The organism is Flavobacterium sp. 2 (genome assembly GCF_049949195.1).
Classification (GTDB): domain Bacteria; phylum Bacteroidota; class Bacteroidia; order Flavobacteriales; family Flavobacteriaceae; genus Flavobacterium.
Genome location: NZ_CP188206.1, coordinates 3,791,354 through 3,806,720 on the forward strand (window position 1 = coordinate 3,791,354; position 15,367 = coordinate 3,806,720).

12 protein-coding genes are annotated in these 15,367 nt (G+C 33.5%); 3 read left to right on the plus strand and 9 right to left on the minus strand.

Features of this window, described 5'->3' with window-relative positions; genetic code table 11:
* Positions 1 to 13: 13 nt before the first annotated feature.
* The gene (locus ACNFIH_RS16480; protein WP_035650103.1) at positions 14 to 1,066 is read left to right on the plus strand and encodes an endonuclease/exonuclease/phosphatase family protein; all 1,053 of its coding nucleotides are present in this window, start codon (positions 14 to 16) and stop codon (positions 1,064 to 1,066) included.
* Between the two features lie 94 nt (positions 1,067 to 1,160).
* Complete coding sequence (locus ACNFIH_RS16485; protein WP_152561040.1) at positions 1,161 to 1,775, plus strand: tetratricopeptide repeat protein; 615 nt, start codon at positions 1,161 to 1,163, stop codon at positions 1,773 to 1,775.
* Positions 1,776 to 1,953: 178 nt separating this feature from the next.
* Here ACNFIH_RS16485 and ACNFIH_RS16490 read toward each other — a convergent pair whose 3' ends face one another.
* The 6 genes from ACNFIH_RS16490 to ACNFIH_RS16515 form a co-directional block, all read right to left on the minus strand.
* The gene (locus tag ACNFIH_RS16490) at positions 1,954 to 2,568 is read right to left on the minus strand and encodes a WbqC family protein (RefSeq protein WP_426483955.1); all 615 of its coding nucleotides are present in this window, start codon (positions 2,566 to 2,568) and stop codon (positions 1,954 to 1,956) included.
* Positions 2,569 to 2,659: 91 nt separating this feature from the next.
* Positions 2,660 to 4,216, minus strand: coding sequence for a signal peptidase I (gene lepB, locus ACNFIH_RS16495; protein ID WP_426483956.1), 1,557 nt, complete (start codon positions 4,214 to 4,216; stop codon positions 2,660 to 2,662).
* Between the two features lie 66 nt (positions 4,217 to 4,282).
* Positions 4,283 to 4,984: a 4-hydroxy-tetrahydrodipicolinate reductase gene (gene dapB, locus ACNFIH_RS16500; protein ID WP_426483957.1), complete on the minus strand. Its 702-nt coding sequence runs from the start codon at positions 4,982 to 4,984 to the stop codon at positions 4,283 to 4,285.
* Positions 4,985 to 5,020: 36 nt separating this feature from the next.
* Complete coding sequence (locus tag ACNFIH_RS16505) at positions 5,021 to 5,593, minus strand: DUF5683 domain-containing protein (RefSeq protein WP_051951575.1); 573 nt, start codon at positions 5,591 to 5,593, stop codon at positions 5,021 to 5,023.
* Complete coding sequence (locus ACNFIH_RS16510) at positions 5,593 to 6,495, minus strand: ParB/RepB/Spo0J family partition protein (RefSeq protein ID WP_426483958.1); 903 nt, start codon at positions 6,493 to 6,495, stop codon at positions 5,593 to 5,595. Before ACNFIH_RS16510 ends, ACNFIH_RS16505 begins: the two co-directional genes overlap by 1 nt.
* Before the next feature lie 5 nt (positions 6,496 to 6,500).
* Positions 6,501 to 7,268 (minus strand): ParA family protein, encoded by a 768-nt coding sequence (locus ACNFIH_RS16515; protein ID WP_142451862.1) that lies wholly within the window; start codon positions 7,266 to 7,268, stop codon positions 6,501 to 6,503.
* Positions 7,269 to 7,724: 456 nt separating this feature from the next.
* Here ACNFIH_RS16515 and ACNFIH_RS16520 point away from each other — a divergent pair, with 456 nt between their 5' ends.
* Positions 7,725 to 9,890: a hypothetical protein gene (locus tag ACNFIH_RS16520; RefSeq protein WP_426483959.1), complete on the plus strand. Its 2,166-nt coding sequence runs from the start codon at positions 7,725 to 7,727 to the stop codon at positions 9,888 to 9,890.
* Positions 9,891 to 10,381: 491 nt separating this feature from the next.
* Here the strand turns inward: ACNFIH_RS16520 and ACNFIH_RS16525 are convergent, their stop codons facing one another.
* From ACNFIH_RS16525 to ACNFIH_RS16535, 3 genes are all read right to left on the minus strand, one after another.
* Positions 10,382 to 10,675: a hypothetical protein gene (locus tag ACNFIH_RS16525; RefSeq protein WP_426483960.1), complete on the minus strand. Its 294-nt coding sequence runs from the start codon at positions 10,673 to 10,675 to the stop codon at positions 10,382 to 10,384.
* Positions 10,676 to 11,093: 418 nt separating this feature from the next.
* Positions 11,094 to 14,201: a type I restriction endonuclease subunit R gene (locus ACNFIH_RS16530; protein ID WP_426483961.1), complete on the minus strand. Its 3,108-nt coding sequence runs from the start codon at positions 14,199 to 14,201 to the stop codon at positions 11,094 to 11,096.
* The gene (locus ACNFIH_RS16535; RefSeq protein ID WP_426483962.1) at positions 14,188 to 15,366 is read right to left on the minus strand and encodes an AAA family ATPase; all 1,179 of its coding nucleotides are present in this window, start codon (positions 15,364 to 15,366) and stop codon (positions 14,188 to 14,190) included. Before ACNFIH_RS16535 ends, ACNFIH_RS16530 begins: the two co-directional genes overlap by 14 nt.
* Between the last annotated feature and the right edge of the window lies 1 nt (position 15,367).

Consider the following 15,367-nt stretch of genomic DNA (forward strand, 5'->3'; position numbering starts at 1 on the left):
TTTAGCAAATAATATGAAAAACCTTTCGTGGTTTAACAAAATAATGTTCTTTCTGAATATAGTGCTGACTGTTCTTACATTTAGCGTCTATGTTTTACCATTTCTAGCACCTAAGAGCTTTCCGCTTTTATCGGTGCTAACGCTGTTTATGCCCGCTTTTTTTGTTGCCAATGGACTTTTCTTTGTTTATTGGGCAATTCAGTTTAAAAAACGCCTTATTTTGTCTGGTTTGGTTTTGCTAATGGGAATTACATTCATTAGTAAATTTTATAAATTTTCAGCGAAAGAATATGTAAAAGATGAAAGGGATTTTTCGGTTATGAGTTATAATGTCCGTTTGTTTAATGTTTTTAAATGGCTGGATCGTGACGATATTCCTGAGAATATTAAAACTTTTATTGATGATAAAGACCCTGATATTTTGTGTATTCAGGAATATTCTAATTCAGCGCATTTGGATTTAAAAGTATATCCGCACCGTTATATTTTTATCGATGGAAATCAGATCAAAACGGGTCAGGCCATTTTTTCAAAATTTCCAATTATTGACGAAGGAAATATTGTTTTTCCTAAATCTGATAATAATGTGGTTTATGCTGATATTAAACGAGGAAAAGATATTATTAGGGTTTATAATATGCACTTGCAGTCTATTAAGATTTCTCCAGACGTAAGTGACATTTCGGATAATATTGACAATGTGAATCAGAAGAAATCACAGCGCATTTATGCCAGAATCAGTAAAGGATTTACGCAGCAACAAGAACAAGCTGAAATCTTTAAAGAGCACATAAAAAAGTGTAAATACCCAATTATTATTTGTGGAGACATGAATAATAGTCCGTTTTCATACGTTTACCGAAATATTAAAGGAAAACTTAAAGATGCTTTTGAAGAAGCCGGAGAAGGCTTTGGAGCAACTTATAAATTTAAATACTATCCTGCTCGAATTGACTATATTTTTACTGACACCAAAATGAAAGTAAAACAGTTCGAAAGTTTTTCTGATTTTGAAAATTCAGATCATTATCCAATAATGACAAGACTTTCGATAGATCAGTTTTAGTGGAAAGTTGGCAAGTAATTCGCCAAATTGCCGTGAACTAAAGCTAATGGAGAAAGTAAAAAATGGACAATACTAAAAACAAAACGACTACATAATGAAGTTAATACGGATTCTAATTGTTTTTGTTTTTATTGCCACTGTTTCTTGTATGGATGAGTCTAATTATTATAATAGGGGAATAGAAAAAAGTGAATTGGAAAACCATGAAGGAGCTCTTTTAGATTTTTCTAAAGCAATAGAATTAGACAAGACTTTTGTAGAGGCTTATCGTCGAAGAGGAATTGAAAAGCATATTTTAGGAGATTATAATGGAGCAATGATAGATTTTTCTAAAGCAATAGAAATAGATTCTCATAGTTGCTACTCTTATTACCATCGAGGGCTTGTAAAAAATGATTTAGCTAATTATCAAGGAGCAATAGATGATTTTACAAAAACTATAGAGTTTCAGCCAACTTCATGGGCGGCTTATTCTGATAGAGGCTTGGCTAAATATTATTTAAAAGATTACAAAGGTGCAATCAGCGATTGCACGAAAGCAATAGAAATACATAGTGATATGGCTTCAGAAGCTTATTATAATAGAGGAATCGCTAAATTAAGAATAGGAGATAGAGATGGGGCTTGTTTTGACTTAAATAAAGCTGACGAGCTATGGGTTATAAATGGACAAAGGTGTCGGGATACTATAGAAAAATATTGTAAATAAAACTATTGCCAACAACCGCTATAACGGATTTGGCAATTGGCTTATTGGAAAGTTGGTTTTGTATTTGAGATGATTTGTCAAATCCGAATAATGGGCTTAATTTGACCCTTAACCCGCGGTAGCACAAGAATTTTAGAAGTTAAAAGCGAAACAAAAACTTGTAACCCCTAAGTATAACTTATATTAATTTCTGGGTTTTTAGATAATCCATTGCAAACTTACCTTCGTTAAAAAGCAAATCCAAAACGCTTAGATTATTGATGAATCCATGTTTGTCATCAAAAACCTGAGTGTATTTTTCGAATGAATTAGCATCTTTTTTTCCGTTTGCCAAATATCTGAAATCCGAAATATTTTCCACTTCATGAAAGTATTCAGAAGTTTTTCCAAACTCTAGTTTCATTCTAAGGCATTTTGTAACGATATCAAAAACTTCCAAGTTAAGATCCATTAAAAAAATGTGTTTTTTTTCGAAAATAGGAGTGATGTCATCTTCAAAAAACTCAAAAAACGGAGAACTTCTGTAAGCAGCTTCTAAAGATTTGAAGTGCTGTTTTTGCCAGTCAAATTCATTTTCTATCAAAACATCTTTTGTTTTTTGATGAGCCGATTTTGAATGTTTTACAGGGATATTTAATAACTGAATTCCGTTTGGACTATAAATATAAGTTCTGTTTCTATTAGTCTGCTTCTGAAAATTATCTTCCATTTCAAAAGTAATTGTCTCAGATTGAGCCATTACTGCAAAGTGACTGATGGAAGGGAAATAAGTAGGAAGTAATAAGGAATTCATTTTGTATTTTCTTTAAAAGTTTCAGGTTTCAGGTTTCAAGTTTGTTTGAACCTGAAACTTGAAACCTGAAACAAAAATAACTTATTTTAATTTATGCTTTGTTTTCTTTTTTCTTTCTCCAAAAGAATTCTCCAACGAAGTAAAGAGCAAGAAGAATCAAGAAATATTTGAAATAGGATTGAGGCTGTCCTTCACCATCAACTGTTGTGAAAACGCGACTCCAACGAATTTTGTTGATGCCTTTTCCGTTTGTGTCCCAGCTTAGCCAGATGAAAACAGGTTTTCCAACAATATGGTTTTCCGGAACGTAACCCCAATAACGACTATCTTCAGAATTGTGACGGTTGTCTCCCATCATCCAATAGTAGTTTTGTTTGAAAGTATAAGTAGTTGTTGGTTTTCCATTGATGAAAAACTTTGAATCTCTTAATTCTAATGTATTCCCTTCATAATTGGTGATAATATCTTTGTAATATGGTAAAGATTCATTTGTCAAGGCTACTGTTTTTCCAGCTTCAGGAATATAAATTGGCCCCATATTATCTTGGCTTCCTTTATTAATATGCGGATAAATAGCATTATCGTTTCCTTTGTCAATTTTTCTGATTACTGCAGTAACACCCGGAGTATTTCTAAATCTTTCAGCTCCAGCTTCTGTTAATGCGCCTAAAACAAGAGTGTCTCTTTTTTCTTCATTTTTAAAATAACCGCCATCAGTGATATCCAATTCTTTAACTAAAGATTGTAAATCAACAGGAGTTTTTCCGTCAAAAGCTATTGTATAAGAATATTGAGGTTTTGCACGCTCCGGAAGAACTAATTTCGTCCCATTGATAAATACATAACCATCTTTAATTGATAAACTGTCTCCAGGAATACCAACACATCTTTTTACGTAATTTGATCTTTTATCAATAGGTTTTATAACACCTGGTTGGCCTTTTCGCTCATAAAAATAATGTACAGTATCGGCAGGCCAGTTGAAAACAACAATATCGGTTCGTTTTATTTTTTCAAATGCAGGTAATCTGAAATATGGCAATTGTGGCCATTTTAGATATGATTTGCTTTTTGTCAACGGAATCGAATCGTGAACCATAGGCAAAGCAACTGTTGTCATAGGAACTCTAGGTCCGTAATTTAATTTGCTTACAAACAAGAAGTCACCAATTAATAATGATTTTTCAAGAGATGATGTTGGAATCGTATAAGGTTGTACCACATAAGTGTGTACTAATGTTGCTACGATTATGGCAAAAAGCAATGAGCTTACAGTGTCTGCAGTTTTGGTTTTTGGAGTTAAATCTCGGTCTGCACGGTATTCTAGTTTTTGAGTGTAGTTTACATAATAGATATAAAATCCTAATGTAAAAATTCCCAAAATAGTATCTAAAGTTGATCTTTTTCCAAAAGTTCTTAAGGTTTCAACCCAAACAACCGGAAACATAATTAGGTTGATGATTGGAATAAAAAGCAACAAGGTCCACCAAGTCGGGCGGCTTATTATTTTCATTAAAACAATTGAGTTGTAAACCGGAATTGCAGCTTCCCAGCTTTTTCTTCCAGCTGCCTGATACAATTTCCATGTTCCGATAAAATGAATCACCTGAACGGCAAGGAAAAATACAAACCAAAGATATAGTGTCATAATATTTTTGTTTAAAGTTTGAAGTTTAAGATTGTCAGATTTGAAATCTTAAACTTTAAATCAATTTTAGTTTAGATTTAATACGTCTTTCATGGTATAGATACCTGTTTTTCCTGCTAACCATTCAGCAGCAATAACGGCTCCAAGAGCAAAACCTTCACGATTGTGAGCGGTATGTTTAATTTCAATGCTGTCAATAGCTGAATCGTAATTTACGGTATGAGTTCCAGGAACTTCACCAATTCTTTTTGCTTCAATATGAATTTGATTGTTTTTTGCTTCGTCCAAAGTCCATTCAGAATAATTGCTATTTTCAATAACACCTTTTGCTAGAGAAATTGCAGTTCCGCTTGGAGCATCAAGTTTATGGATGTGGTGAATTTCTTCCATTGAAACTTTATAAGAATCAAATTGGTTCATGATTTTTGCTAAATATTCATTCAATCCGAAGAAAATATTTACTCCAAGACTAAAATTTGAGCTAGATATAAAACCTCCTTTTTTTTCATTGCAAAGTGCAATCATTTCGTCATAATGTTCTAGCCATCCCGTTGTTCCAGAAACTACAGGAACATTAGCATGAAAGCAATTTGAGATATTATCAACAGCAGCAGTTGGAACACTAAAGTCAATAGCGACATCAGCAGTTGAAAGTCCTTCGTATGTGTTAAATTCGTCTTTCTTTAAAACAATTTCGTGGCCTCTTTCTAAAGCAATTCTTTCGATTACTTTACCCATTTTGCCATATCCTAAAAGCGCAATTTTCATTTTGTGTATTTTTTTGAATTCTAAACAGTGTTTGTACTATTTAAAAGTGTAATTAAAAGTTAGTCCAACGTTTGGTCTGAATGTTACATCGTTGGGGTATATTTCTGGACGCATTGATAATCTTTCGTTTACATTAAACTGAATCAAAGCAGCATCAACATTGGCATCAATAATATTTAAGACATAAAAGCCAACTACAAAAAGGGCAGATAAATCTCTGTTTCGCTGATAGAATTTTTGACCAGCAATAAGTCGGCTGTCGTCTAGAAAATCGTATTTTCCGCCAGTTCCAGGACCATAGCCTTCGAGTCTTCGTTTGTATTCGTCTCGATAATCATGGTATTTTTTGTTGTTGTCGATGTAGAAGTAAAGGCTGGTTCCAATTGCTCCGTAAACGAGGGGGATTTTCCAGTATTTTTTGTTGTATGCTTGACCTAATCCGGGTAAAATTGCAGAGTAAAATGCAGCTTTTGCTGGTGTAAGCGGGTCTATTTCTTGAAGTTTAGTAGTGTCTTTAGCGACTAAAACCGCATCTGATTTTGCCTGGGCAAAAATAGAAGCGGTTCCTATGAGAAAGAACAATAAACTTATGGGGACAATCTTATTCACTATCCATTAATTAATTTTATAATTCTGTTAAAGTCGGCTTCAGAATTAAATGGAATTGTAATTTTTCCTTTTCCATTGCCAGCCACTTTAATATCAACTTTTGAGCCAAAATAATCGTTGAAGGTGTTTTTTTGAGTTTCTCTAACCACAAAAGAAGATTCTGCTTTTGGCTTTCCTTCTACTTTTGGCTGTTGGCCTTCGTGATAATTTTTAACTAAAGCTTCAGTTTCGCGAACAGATAAATTTTGACTTACAATTTTTTGATAAATATCAGTCTGAACATCTAAATCTTCAATATTGATGATTGCGCGACCATGTCCCATACTAATAAAACCATCACGAATTCCAGTTTGGATAATCGGATCTAATTTTAAAAGACGTAAATAGTTGGCAATTGTAGAACGTTTTTTTCCAACGCGCTCACTCATTTGTTCCTGTGTCAATTGTATTTCGTCAATCAAACGCTGATACGAAAGCGCAATCTCAATTGGATCTAAATCATGACGCTGAATATTTTCTACTAACGCCATTACTAATGATTCATTGTCATTAGCAATACGAATATATGCCGGAACATGAGTTAACCCCACTAATGTTGAAGCACGCAAACGGCGTTCTCCGGAAATTAGTTGGTATTTATTGAATTCTAATTTTCGAACAGTAATAGGTTGAATTACTCCAAGTTCTTTGATCGAAGTGGCTAATTCGCGTAATGATTCTTCGTTAAAATTGCTTCTAGGCTGAAACGGATTTATTTCGATAGCACTTATTTCAAGCTCAATGATGTTTCCAACAACTTTATCAGCATTTTTATCGTCTACTGATTTAATGTCGTTTTCCGGATCCTTTAATAATGCTGATAATCCTCTACCTAAGGCTTGTTTTTTAATTGCTTTTGTCATAAAAACTATTTGCTGTTTTTCTTTATAATTTCTTGAGCTAAGTGAATATAATTCACCGCACCTTTGCTTGTTGCGTCATAATTAATGATGCTTTCTCCAAAACTTGGCGCTTCGCTTAATTTTACATTTCGTTGAATAACAGTTTCAAAAACCATATCGTTAAAGTGTTTTTGAACCTCTTCAACAACCTGATTTGATAAACGTAATCTAGAATCATACATGGTTAGCAATAATCCTTCAATATCAAGATCTGGGTTGTGTATTTTTTGAATACTTTTAATAGTATTCAATAATTTCCCTAATCCTTCAAGTGCAAAATACTCACATTGAATAGGAATAACCACAGAATCTGCAGCTGTTAAAGCATTTAAGGTTAACAAACCTAGAGAAGGTGCACAATCAATAATGATATAATCATATTCTTGTTTTGCCTCTTCTAATGCTTTTTTAAGCATATACTCACGGTTTTCTTTGTCAACCAATTCAATTTCGATAGCAACAAGGTCGATGTGAGCAGGTATCACGTCAACATTTGGAGCCGTACATTTTAAAATGGCTTCTTTTGGTGTTACAGTATGTTCCAGAATTTGATACGTTCCAACTTCAACTGTTTCTACGTCAATTCCAAGACCAGATGTTGCATTGGCTTGAGGATCAGCGTCGATCAATAATACTTTTTTCTCTAAAACACCTAATGAGGCAGCAAGATTTACTGATGTAGTAGTCTTTCCAACGCCTCCTTTTTGATTAGCAATAGCAATGATTTTGCCCATTTATTTTCTGAATTTTGAACCGTAAAAATACAATTATTTATGGTTTTTGAAAATCTATTTTGTTAACATTTAAGAAAGTTTGTGTAATCGTTGTACGGTGGGTGTTCGGCAGAAAATAATTTTAGATATAAATGAAATTATCAAAAGAATTTTGACGGGCTAGAGTAATAATTAGGCTCAAAAAATATACAGATTTAGCTTTTCATGAAAAAAAAGTTCTTTTTCAGAAATTAAAAATAGAAACATTGAGTAGGTTGCTTTGTTGATTAGAATTAACTTTTAGGATTATGCAATTTCTCGTTCAGTATGAAAAAACCTTTATATGTCTTGTAAATTGGGGTTTTGTATAGTTTTTGATAAGAAAATTGAAACCAAAAACGGACTTTTAGGTTAAAGATTATCGCTATTTTTCGAATCTCAAAAAACTATTACTATTAAAACCAAAAAAGAATTTTTATGATTAAGAAGGTAATCTCTTTATGTTTCGTATTTGTATTTATACTGATTTTATGCAGCTTCGTAACACCTTATTCGTCTGATGTAAAACCAGAAAATAAGATAGAGGGCAAGATTGTTTACAACAAGAAAAAACACAGTATCACATTATCGTGGCCGGCGTTTGGCTCCTCTGGGAATTATGTAATAACAAGAGGGGGAAGTTATTTGGCATCCGATTTTGTTGCAGTTGGTACTACTTCTAAATTGACGTTTACTGACAAGAAGCCAAACACTAATAAATACGAGAACTATTATAAAGTTACTCGCAACGAGATAACTATTGTAATTTCCCTTGAAAACCAGATTTTTGGTGACAATATGTATTTCTATGACAGAAAATATGAAAAAGCTGAAACAGCACGAAACGAAATTAATTCGCAATTTGCTACTATTGGTTTAGGTGGTGCAAATGGTGAGTGGACAACAAAACGCCAGGCTTATTATTTCAAGCCAAATGTTAACGGACAAACTTATGATGTTGGCGGATCAGGTTCTGCGTCATCGGCGGAAGCTAATGCAATCGAATTAGGTTTTTATTCTCATATTGGAGGTTTAGGAAGGGTTCCGTCAGATGTGAAATTGGGGGCTATATTTACTAGACCTCATCTTTCAGGTGGTGCAAACGCTACTTGTACTTTTTGGCGTTCTGTTGAAAATGTTGAAGTAATGCGCGATTTTTCCTGGACAGTTTCTCAATCAACGAGCGCGCGAAGAATGCTGATTGAAAGTACTTCAAAATATATTTCAGATATTGGAAATACTAATTTTTGGGGAAGTGGCGGTTTCATTGCCGATACGCATTACACAACTGACCGACCAGACTGGAAAGGACAGCAACAATGGTATACGAGAAATACTGTTTTTCCTGCAGGTTCTGAAGCAATGGGTGGATCTTATAATATGGTTTGGCAAGGGTGTGTAAATCCTCCGCAGACGGATGAGAAGAACTCGCCAGTTCCTACGACACCTATTATTAGAGAAAAACCTTTTCTTTTTATAGATAAAGATGGCGAGTACAAAGTGTTTGTTCCGGCTTGGCAAAAAGATAGAGTAGGGGTTTCATGGTCATCAACAGATATGGGTAAAGGCAAAATTCAAGATTTGGTAACGGAATGGTATGTTACTAAAGAAGGTGATACCGAAGCAGAAATCAACAATGCTTTGAAAGCTGGTAAAAATATATTTTTTACTCCAGGACATTATTCGCTGAATGCTCCAATTCAGGTAAATAGAAAAGATGCAATACTTTTAGGCGCCGGGATAGCTTCAGTAACATTGGAGCCTACTGAAAAAAATACTTGGGGATGCATTTATGCTGATGACAAAGATGGAATTATTATTGCTGGTCTTCTTATGGATTCGTTCAATAGCACAACTTATCAAATTCGAATTGGCAATGAAGGAGCAAAGGTTGATCATTCTGTAGATCCAATTCTGCTGACAGATATCACATGTAGAGTAGGTGGGGTTCAATCGAAAAATATTCAGATACAAGCTTCAATGCAGATAAATAGTAACAATGTTGTTGGAGATCACTTTTGGCTTTGGCGTGCTGATCATGGTTCGCAAAAAGGCGGCGCTGCAAGATGGACAAGAGACAGATGTAAAAACGGACTTATTGTTACCGGTAATGATGTTACGCTTTATGGGTTATTTGTTGAGCACTTTCAAGAATACGAGGTTTTGTGGCTTGGTGAACGTGGCAGAACTTATTTCTTTCAAAATGAACCACCATACGATGCGCCAAATCAAGCAAGCTGGAGTAGTCAAAACGGAAAAGTTGATGGTTATGCAGCATTCAAAGTCGCTAATACTGTTAAAGAACATCATAGTATAGGAATGGGATCGTATGCAGTTTTGACGGGAACTGATGGAAATGTAAACAAGAAAAATGGTTTTGAAATTCCGAACAGCCCAAATGTGAAACTCGAAAAAATGTGCACCACGCGTTTTGCAGGTTCAGGAAATATTCAAAATGTTATTAATAGCGAAGGCGGAAGCACAGCAACTGGTGTAAAACGTGTGGCATTATACAATAATGGATCAGGAACGCAGCCTTTTGATGAAGAATTTGTTTTACCAAGTAATGAATCATATCCTGCTTACATTAAAATGGAGAAATAAATAAAATATACTATTTTTTAGTATAGCCTGCGGTTTTAACCGTGGGCTTTTTTTTTACAATTTTACAATGAGATTTGGTTTTCAGTTTATTGCAAAAAAAAAGTCTTTCCAAGTAAATGAAAAGACTTTTGTCGGGGTGGCAGTCCCGAAAGCTTTCGGGAGAACCTGCGGCCTTCCCGATCTCAATCGGGACGAGATAACCGTTCTATGCTATAATTTTATATTTCAGTTTACTGCAAAAAAAAAGCCTTTTCAAATAAATGAAAAGCCTTTTGTCGGGGTGGCAGGGTTTGGCTTTGGAAGGTGGGATTTGGCGTGAAACAAATTCTAATAGCGAAGGATTGTGGTGCTTGCGAATACCGAACGTATCTTCCGTATTGCTTGCTTTTACATAACTTTAGCGTCTGCTGCTGTTAATCTCTCAATTATTGCAAAAACATTTTTACCCAAACAGGAATAAGGATCTTGCGCTCCTGCATCATAAGGTTGAATTACATTTCGTCAATAACCATGCTTCCTAAATAATTGGCTGTGCAATAAATGGAAATACGATCAACCCCAGAATGTTTATTACAATTTGCAAGGTTCCTATCTCCAAACTGCCCTTGGTTAAGCTGGCGCAAAAAAACGCAATTGTTGACCATTTCTGCAATTGGTAGCTTTCCGATCAATGGAGAAAGATTGTTTCTTATTTCGGTAAGAATAAATATCGGAAGATCGGGTACTTTGGAGTTTTTGAAAGTTTGTGGGCTTTCAGGGGATAGCAATTGAACACTTAATACCAATTTTGACGTTTTTAGAAAATTTAAAATGAATAATTGGTAAATTAAGAAGGATATTAAACCGCCCTTGTAAGCAGTGGTTCTCCAAACAATTTCAAAGCTGCCTGGATTGTTAATATAAAGTAATGTTTGTAATTAGCCTTGTTTGTCTTTTCACAGACTTCATGGATTATACTAAAATTGGTTCGAATCATGTCCCCGGCTTCAGAGAAATCTGGAGCTTTTTCGTTATTACAATAGTTTACTTCGTAAAAGTTGGAGACTTTTTCCGTTTTGTCTCTTATTTTCATAAATGGTTTTTCTATTGTCAAATCAAGAATATACGTATAACAGCAAACATTCCATCAATATTAAATTCAGGAGGAATTCAAATATTTGAATGTTTGGTTTAGCCTGTTTTCGAATATTATAATAAAGTCATTTATAATTGGCCGCCAACCCCCTTAAACTTCTCTACAAAAGCACTAATTTTTTGAAAAACACTTTGCTTTTTGGTTAAATATTGAAGATTTAAAGGACTCATTTTAGGTAAAATGGTATTTAGTTCCGTTCCATTTTCATTTGCAAATTCACGCTTTAAAGATGTTACAATGTATCGTTTTGCTTCTTCTTCATTTAAGTTTTCATCAATAATTAAATCTGAAGCCTCTTTTTTTTGTTTTTCCTGAGCATATTTAAAAAATGAATCTATAACATTTGCTTTATCTTGAATAATTTCAAGGTCTGTTTCATTTATAAAATCTACAACTAAACCTTCTTTTGCTCTATTGCCTATACTTGCACGAATTACCCTGCGGATTTCTTCTATCAAAGTGGCTTTATCTTTGTTCTTTTTGTTATGCTCAAAAATCAATTCAAGAATATAATCAAGGTTTATTTCTTGAGATTTAAGCAGGTCTATTTCAAAAACAACATCATCCCAATCAATATTTGAGTCTTCTGATTCTTTGCCACTTTTTTCTCGTCTTAACCAATCACGTATGTCATTATAGGTTGAGCGATAATCTTGAATTCTTCGATCTGGAAGCAAGCTTACCTCTTGCATCGTAATCATTTCCTCGTCAGTTACATAATAAGCCTCTTTAAATGCTTCAACAGCTTCAGGATTGTTTATATCTATTTTTTGAAATGCTTTGAGATTGGAGAACTCATCGTAATTCTGTAAAATGTTTTCCACTCGCAAGTATTCTCCAAATAGTTTTGAGAACTCTTTTTTATCTTTTTCTGTTACTATTTCATCTGGGTTTGGGAACTTTTGATTTAGGTCATTTACAACATCCATGAAACCTCTACGTGCTTCTCCTGTAGTAATATCTGTAAAACCATCTAAATACTCTCTGTAACTCTTTTCGAGGACTACATTTTTTGTGTTTTTATCTCCAAATAAGGTTATTGCTTCAACAGTTGCATTTTCTAAATCACGGAATGTAATAATGTTACCAAAAGTTTTTGTAGCATCATAAATACGGTTGGTACGAGAAAACGCTTGCATTAAACCATGGTAATGCAGGTTTTTGTCCACAAATAAAGTATTCAAAGTTGGGGCATCAAAACCTGTAAGAAACATACCCACTACTATAATTAGGTCAACTTCTTTACTCTTTACACGTTTAGCAAGATCGCGGTAGTAGTCTTGAAAACCTTTCCCATCAATACCAAAATTCATTTTGAACATAGTATTATAATCATCGATAGCTTTTGTTAAAAACTCTTTAGCACTGCTATCCATTGCTGATGGTTCAAAGTTTTCATCTGGTATTTCTCCAATAGCACCTTGCTCTTCATTAGGAGCAAAAGAAAATATCGTTGCAATTTTTAATGGTTTATCACTATCTTTCTGCAAGTGATTTAATTCTTCGTAGTAACACTTTGCCGCATCAACGCTACTCACAGCAAACATTGCATTAAAACCTACATTTCCTCCTTGATTTCTATGAGTTTTTATTCTATAATTCTTTAGAATGTATTGAGAAATTTCTTTGATTCGAGCAGGATGTAAAAATGCTTTTTTGTTTTCTGCAGCAGTTAGTTTTTTTTCATCTATCTCTGTTTCAAAACTTTTAAATTGAGGACGAACATCATTATAATCTACTTTGAATTTTAATACTTTTTCATCTCTGATAGCATCTGTAATTACATAAGAATGTAACTCACGACCAAATACACTGGCAGTTGTTTCTGCACCTGAAGCATTTTTTGGGAATATTGGAGTTCCTGTAAAACCAAATTGATAGAATTTTTTAAACTTCTTATTCAGGTTTTTTTGAGCTTCACCAAACTGCGAACGATGTGCTTCATCAAAAATAAAAACAATTTGTTTTTGATAAACTGCTAAATCATTTTCTGTTTTCATCAAATTGTTTAGCTTTTGAATGGTAGTGACAATAATCTTATTATCATCCTTTTCAATATTTCGTTTTAAACCTGCAGTACTGTCTGAACCATTAACACTATCAGGAGAAAAGCGTTGGTATTCTTTCATTGTTTGAAAATCTAGATCTTTACGGTCTACTACAAAAAATACTTTATCTATAAAATCTAGTTGCGTAGCTAAACGAGCTGCTTTAAAACTGGTGATTGTTTTGCCCGAACCTGTAGTATGCCAAATGTAACCGCCACTTTCTTGTTTTGACGTTTTTTTTGATTCAAAAGAACTCTTTATTTTCCATAACATTCTTTCAGTTGCTGCTATTTGGTATGGTCTCATAATTAGCAGTGTATCACTTGTATCAAAAACAGAATAGGTTAGCAATACATTTAACAAAGTTTGCTTTTGAAAAAATGTTGTTGTAAAATCTTTAAGGTCTTTAATTAAAGTATTATCGGCTTTAGCCCAATTCATGGTAAAGTCAAAGGTATTCTTGTTTCGTTCAACAGTGTTTGCAAAATAGCGACTGTCAGTTCCGTTGGAGATCACAAAAACCTGCACGTATTTGAAAAGAGAATTAGTACTGTTAAGACTCTCCTTGGTATATGGATGTACTTGATTAAACGCTTCACGAATAGCAACACCACGTTTTTTTAGTTCTACTTGTACCAAAGGCAAGCCGTTAACTAAAATAGTAACATCATAACGATTAACATGAGTTCCTTTTTGTTCAAATTGTGAAACTACCTGGACTTTATTGCGAACTATATTTTTTTTATCTACTAAGTAAATATTTTGGATATGTCCATCATCAAAAACAAAATCGTAGATGTAATTATCATGAATTTTTCTTGTTTTTTCAACAAGATTATCACTTGGTTTATCTAAATATTCCTCCACAAATCGAACCCATTCCTTATTTGTAAATTCCATGTTGTTAAGCGTTTGTAATTGTACTTTTACATTTGCTAACATAGTTTCGATAGAGGTTAGGTTAGAAGCATATTCATACCCTTGATTAATTAAATCTTGGATAAATTCTTTCTCAAGAGCTGCCTCTGTTTGATAAACTGCTGGTGGCTCATTTACCTCTGAATGTTTATTGTAATTATCTAAAACAATAAAATTGTTTGATTCTGCTATGGTTTTATACTGTGCCATTTTCTGTAACTATTGTTGTATTAGTTAATTTAAAACTGTACATTCTTTTTATCTCATCGATTAAGAAGCCTAAAACTCTCTTATCATTATCTTCTATTATTGAGGTTTCTTCTCCATGATGTTTTGAATGGCTAGAAAGATTAATTATACGATTATAATATCCCTCACGAGAACCTTCAGCTTCATTAGGTAAAAGGTCTTTCCAATGGACATATCCGAGAAAAGTAGACGTTTTTTCTAGTATGTTTCGCAGAAAGCTAAAATGATACTTTCTAATATCATTTGAATTTATTGCCTTTTCAATTTCAGATAAAAGGAAAAGATGGTATGAAAAAGGTGCATCATTGGTTTGTTCAGTTAATGTGAAAGTTCCATCATTCAATTTTTCAAAACGCCATTTTTTAGATTGTCTAGGTTTGTAACCTGAAATTGAATTAGCATTGTTAAATTCATTGAAAAGGACATTATAGAATAAAGGATTATGCGTTGTAATAATAAATTTTAATTTTGATGATGTACTAGACTTTATCAATTCAGCAATATTTACAGCCAACTCAATCAAGTGATTATCATCTAATGAGCTTACTGGATCATCAATAAATACATATTCTAAGTCATCAAACTGGTCACTTTCGCGGTCACTTTCTTCTACTACATTTAATACGCTTATTGTCTGTTCTAATAAACTGTAAAAAACACTCCATATAAAACAGCTTTCTTCCCCTTTAGAAATTTTTACAAAATCTGAACCTGAATCATCTCCACGTTCAAATGAGAAACGAACTTCAGAAAAATTTTCATTGAAACTAGGTGTTAATTTATCGTTTGTGTATCGTTGGAAATGAGCCGTTATATTGGGTTCTTGACCTTGCTGTACAAATGCCCAATTGGTATATCCATTGGGTTGAATTTTCAATTTCCGATCTATATCGTTATCCAAATCATTGTCCCAATAAAATAAATCTTCTGTAAATGCATTGTAGTACAGTATTTTTATTTTTGCTTCTACTTCTCTTTCTTCCTCTTCTTGATTCTTTGGTGCAATAAATTCTTTGAACTCACGTGACAAACGTGTTTTTCCTGTACCATTAAACGCATAAATTAATTGTGCTTTTTTATCGGCACTTATAAGCGATTGTGTTATTTGGGTTAATGACTGTGCCATA

Bases quoted from the DNA above. Each gene is read 5' to 3' on its own strand.
- ACNFIH_RS16480 (WP_035650103.1), top strand. From the start codon at position 14: ATGAAAAACCTTTCGTGGTTTAACAAAATAATGTTCTTTCTGAATATA.
- ACNFIH_RS16485 (WP_152561040.1), top strand. From the start codon at position 1,161: ATGAAGTTAATACGGATTCTAATTGTTTTTGTTTTTATTGCCACTGTT.
- ACNFIH_RS16490 (WP_426483955.1), bottom strand. From the start codon at position 2,568: ATGAATTCCTTATTACTTCCTACTTATTTCCCTTCCATCAGTCACTTT.
- lepB (WP_426483956.1), bottom strand. From the start codon at position 4,216: ATGACACTATATCTTTGGTTTGTATTTTTCCTTGCCGTTCAGGTGATT.
- dapB (WP_426483957.1), bottom strand. From the start codon at position 4,984: ATGAAAATTGCGCTTTTAGGATATGGCAAAATGGGTAAAGTAATCGAA.
- ACNFIH_RS16510 (WP_426483958.1), bottom strand. From the start codon at position 6,495: ATGACAAAAGCAATTAAAAAACAAGCCTTAGGTAGAGGATTATCAGCA.
- ACNFIH_RS16515 (WP_142451862.1), bottom strand. From the start codon at position 7,268: ATGGGCAAAATCATTGCTATTGCTAATCAAAAAGGAGGCGTTGGAAAG.
- ACNFIH_RS16520 (WP_426483959.1), top strand. From the start codon at position 7,725: ATGATTAAGAAGGTAATCTCTTTATGTTTCGTATTTGTATTTATACTG.
- ACNFIH_RS16530 (WP_426483961.1), bottom strand. From the start codon at position 14,201: ATGGCACAGTATAAAACCATAGCAGAATCAAACAATTTTATTGTTTTA.
- ACNFIH_RS16535 (WP_426483962.1), bottom strand. From the start codon at position 15,366: ATGGCACAGTCATTAACCCAAATAACACAATCGCTTATAAGTGCCGAT.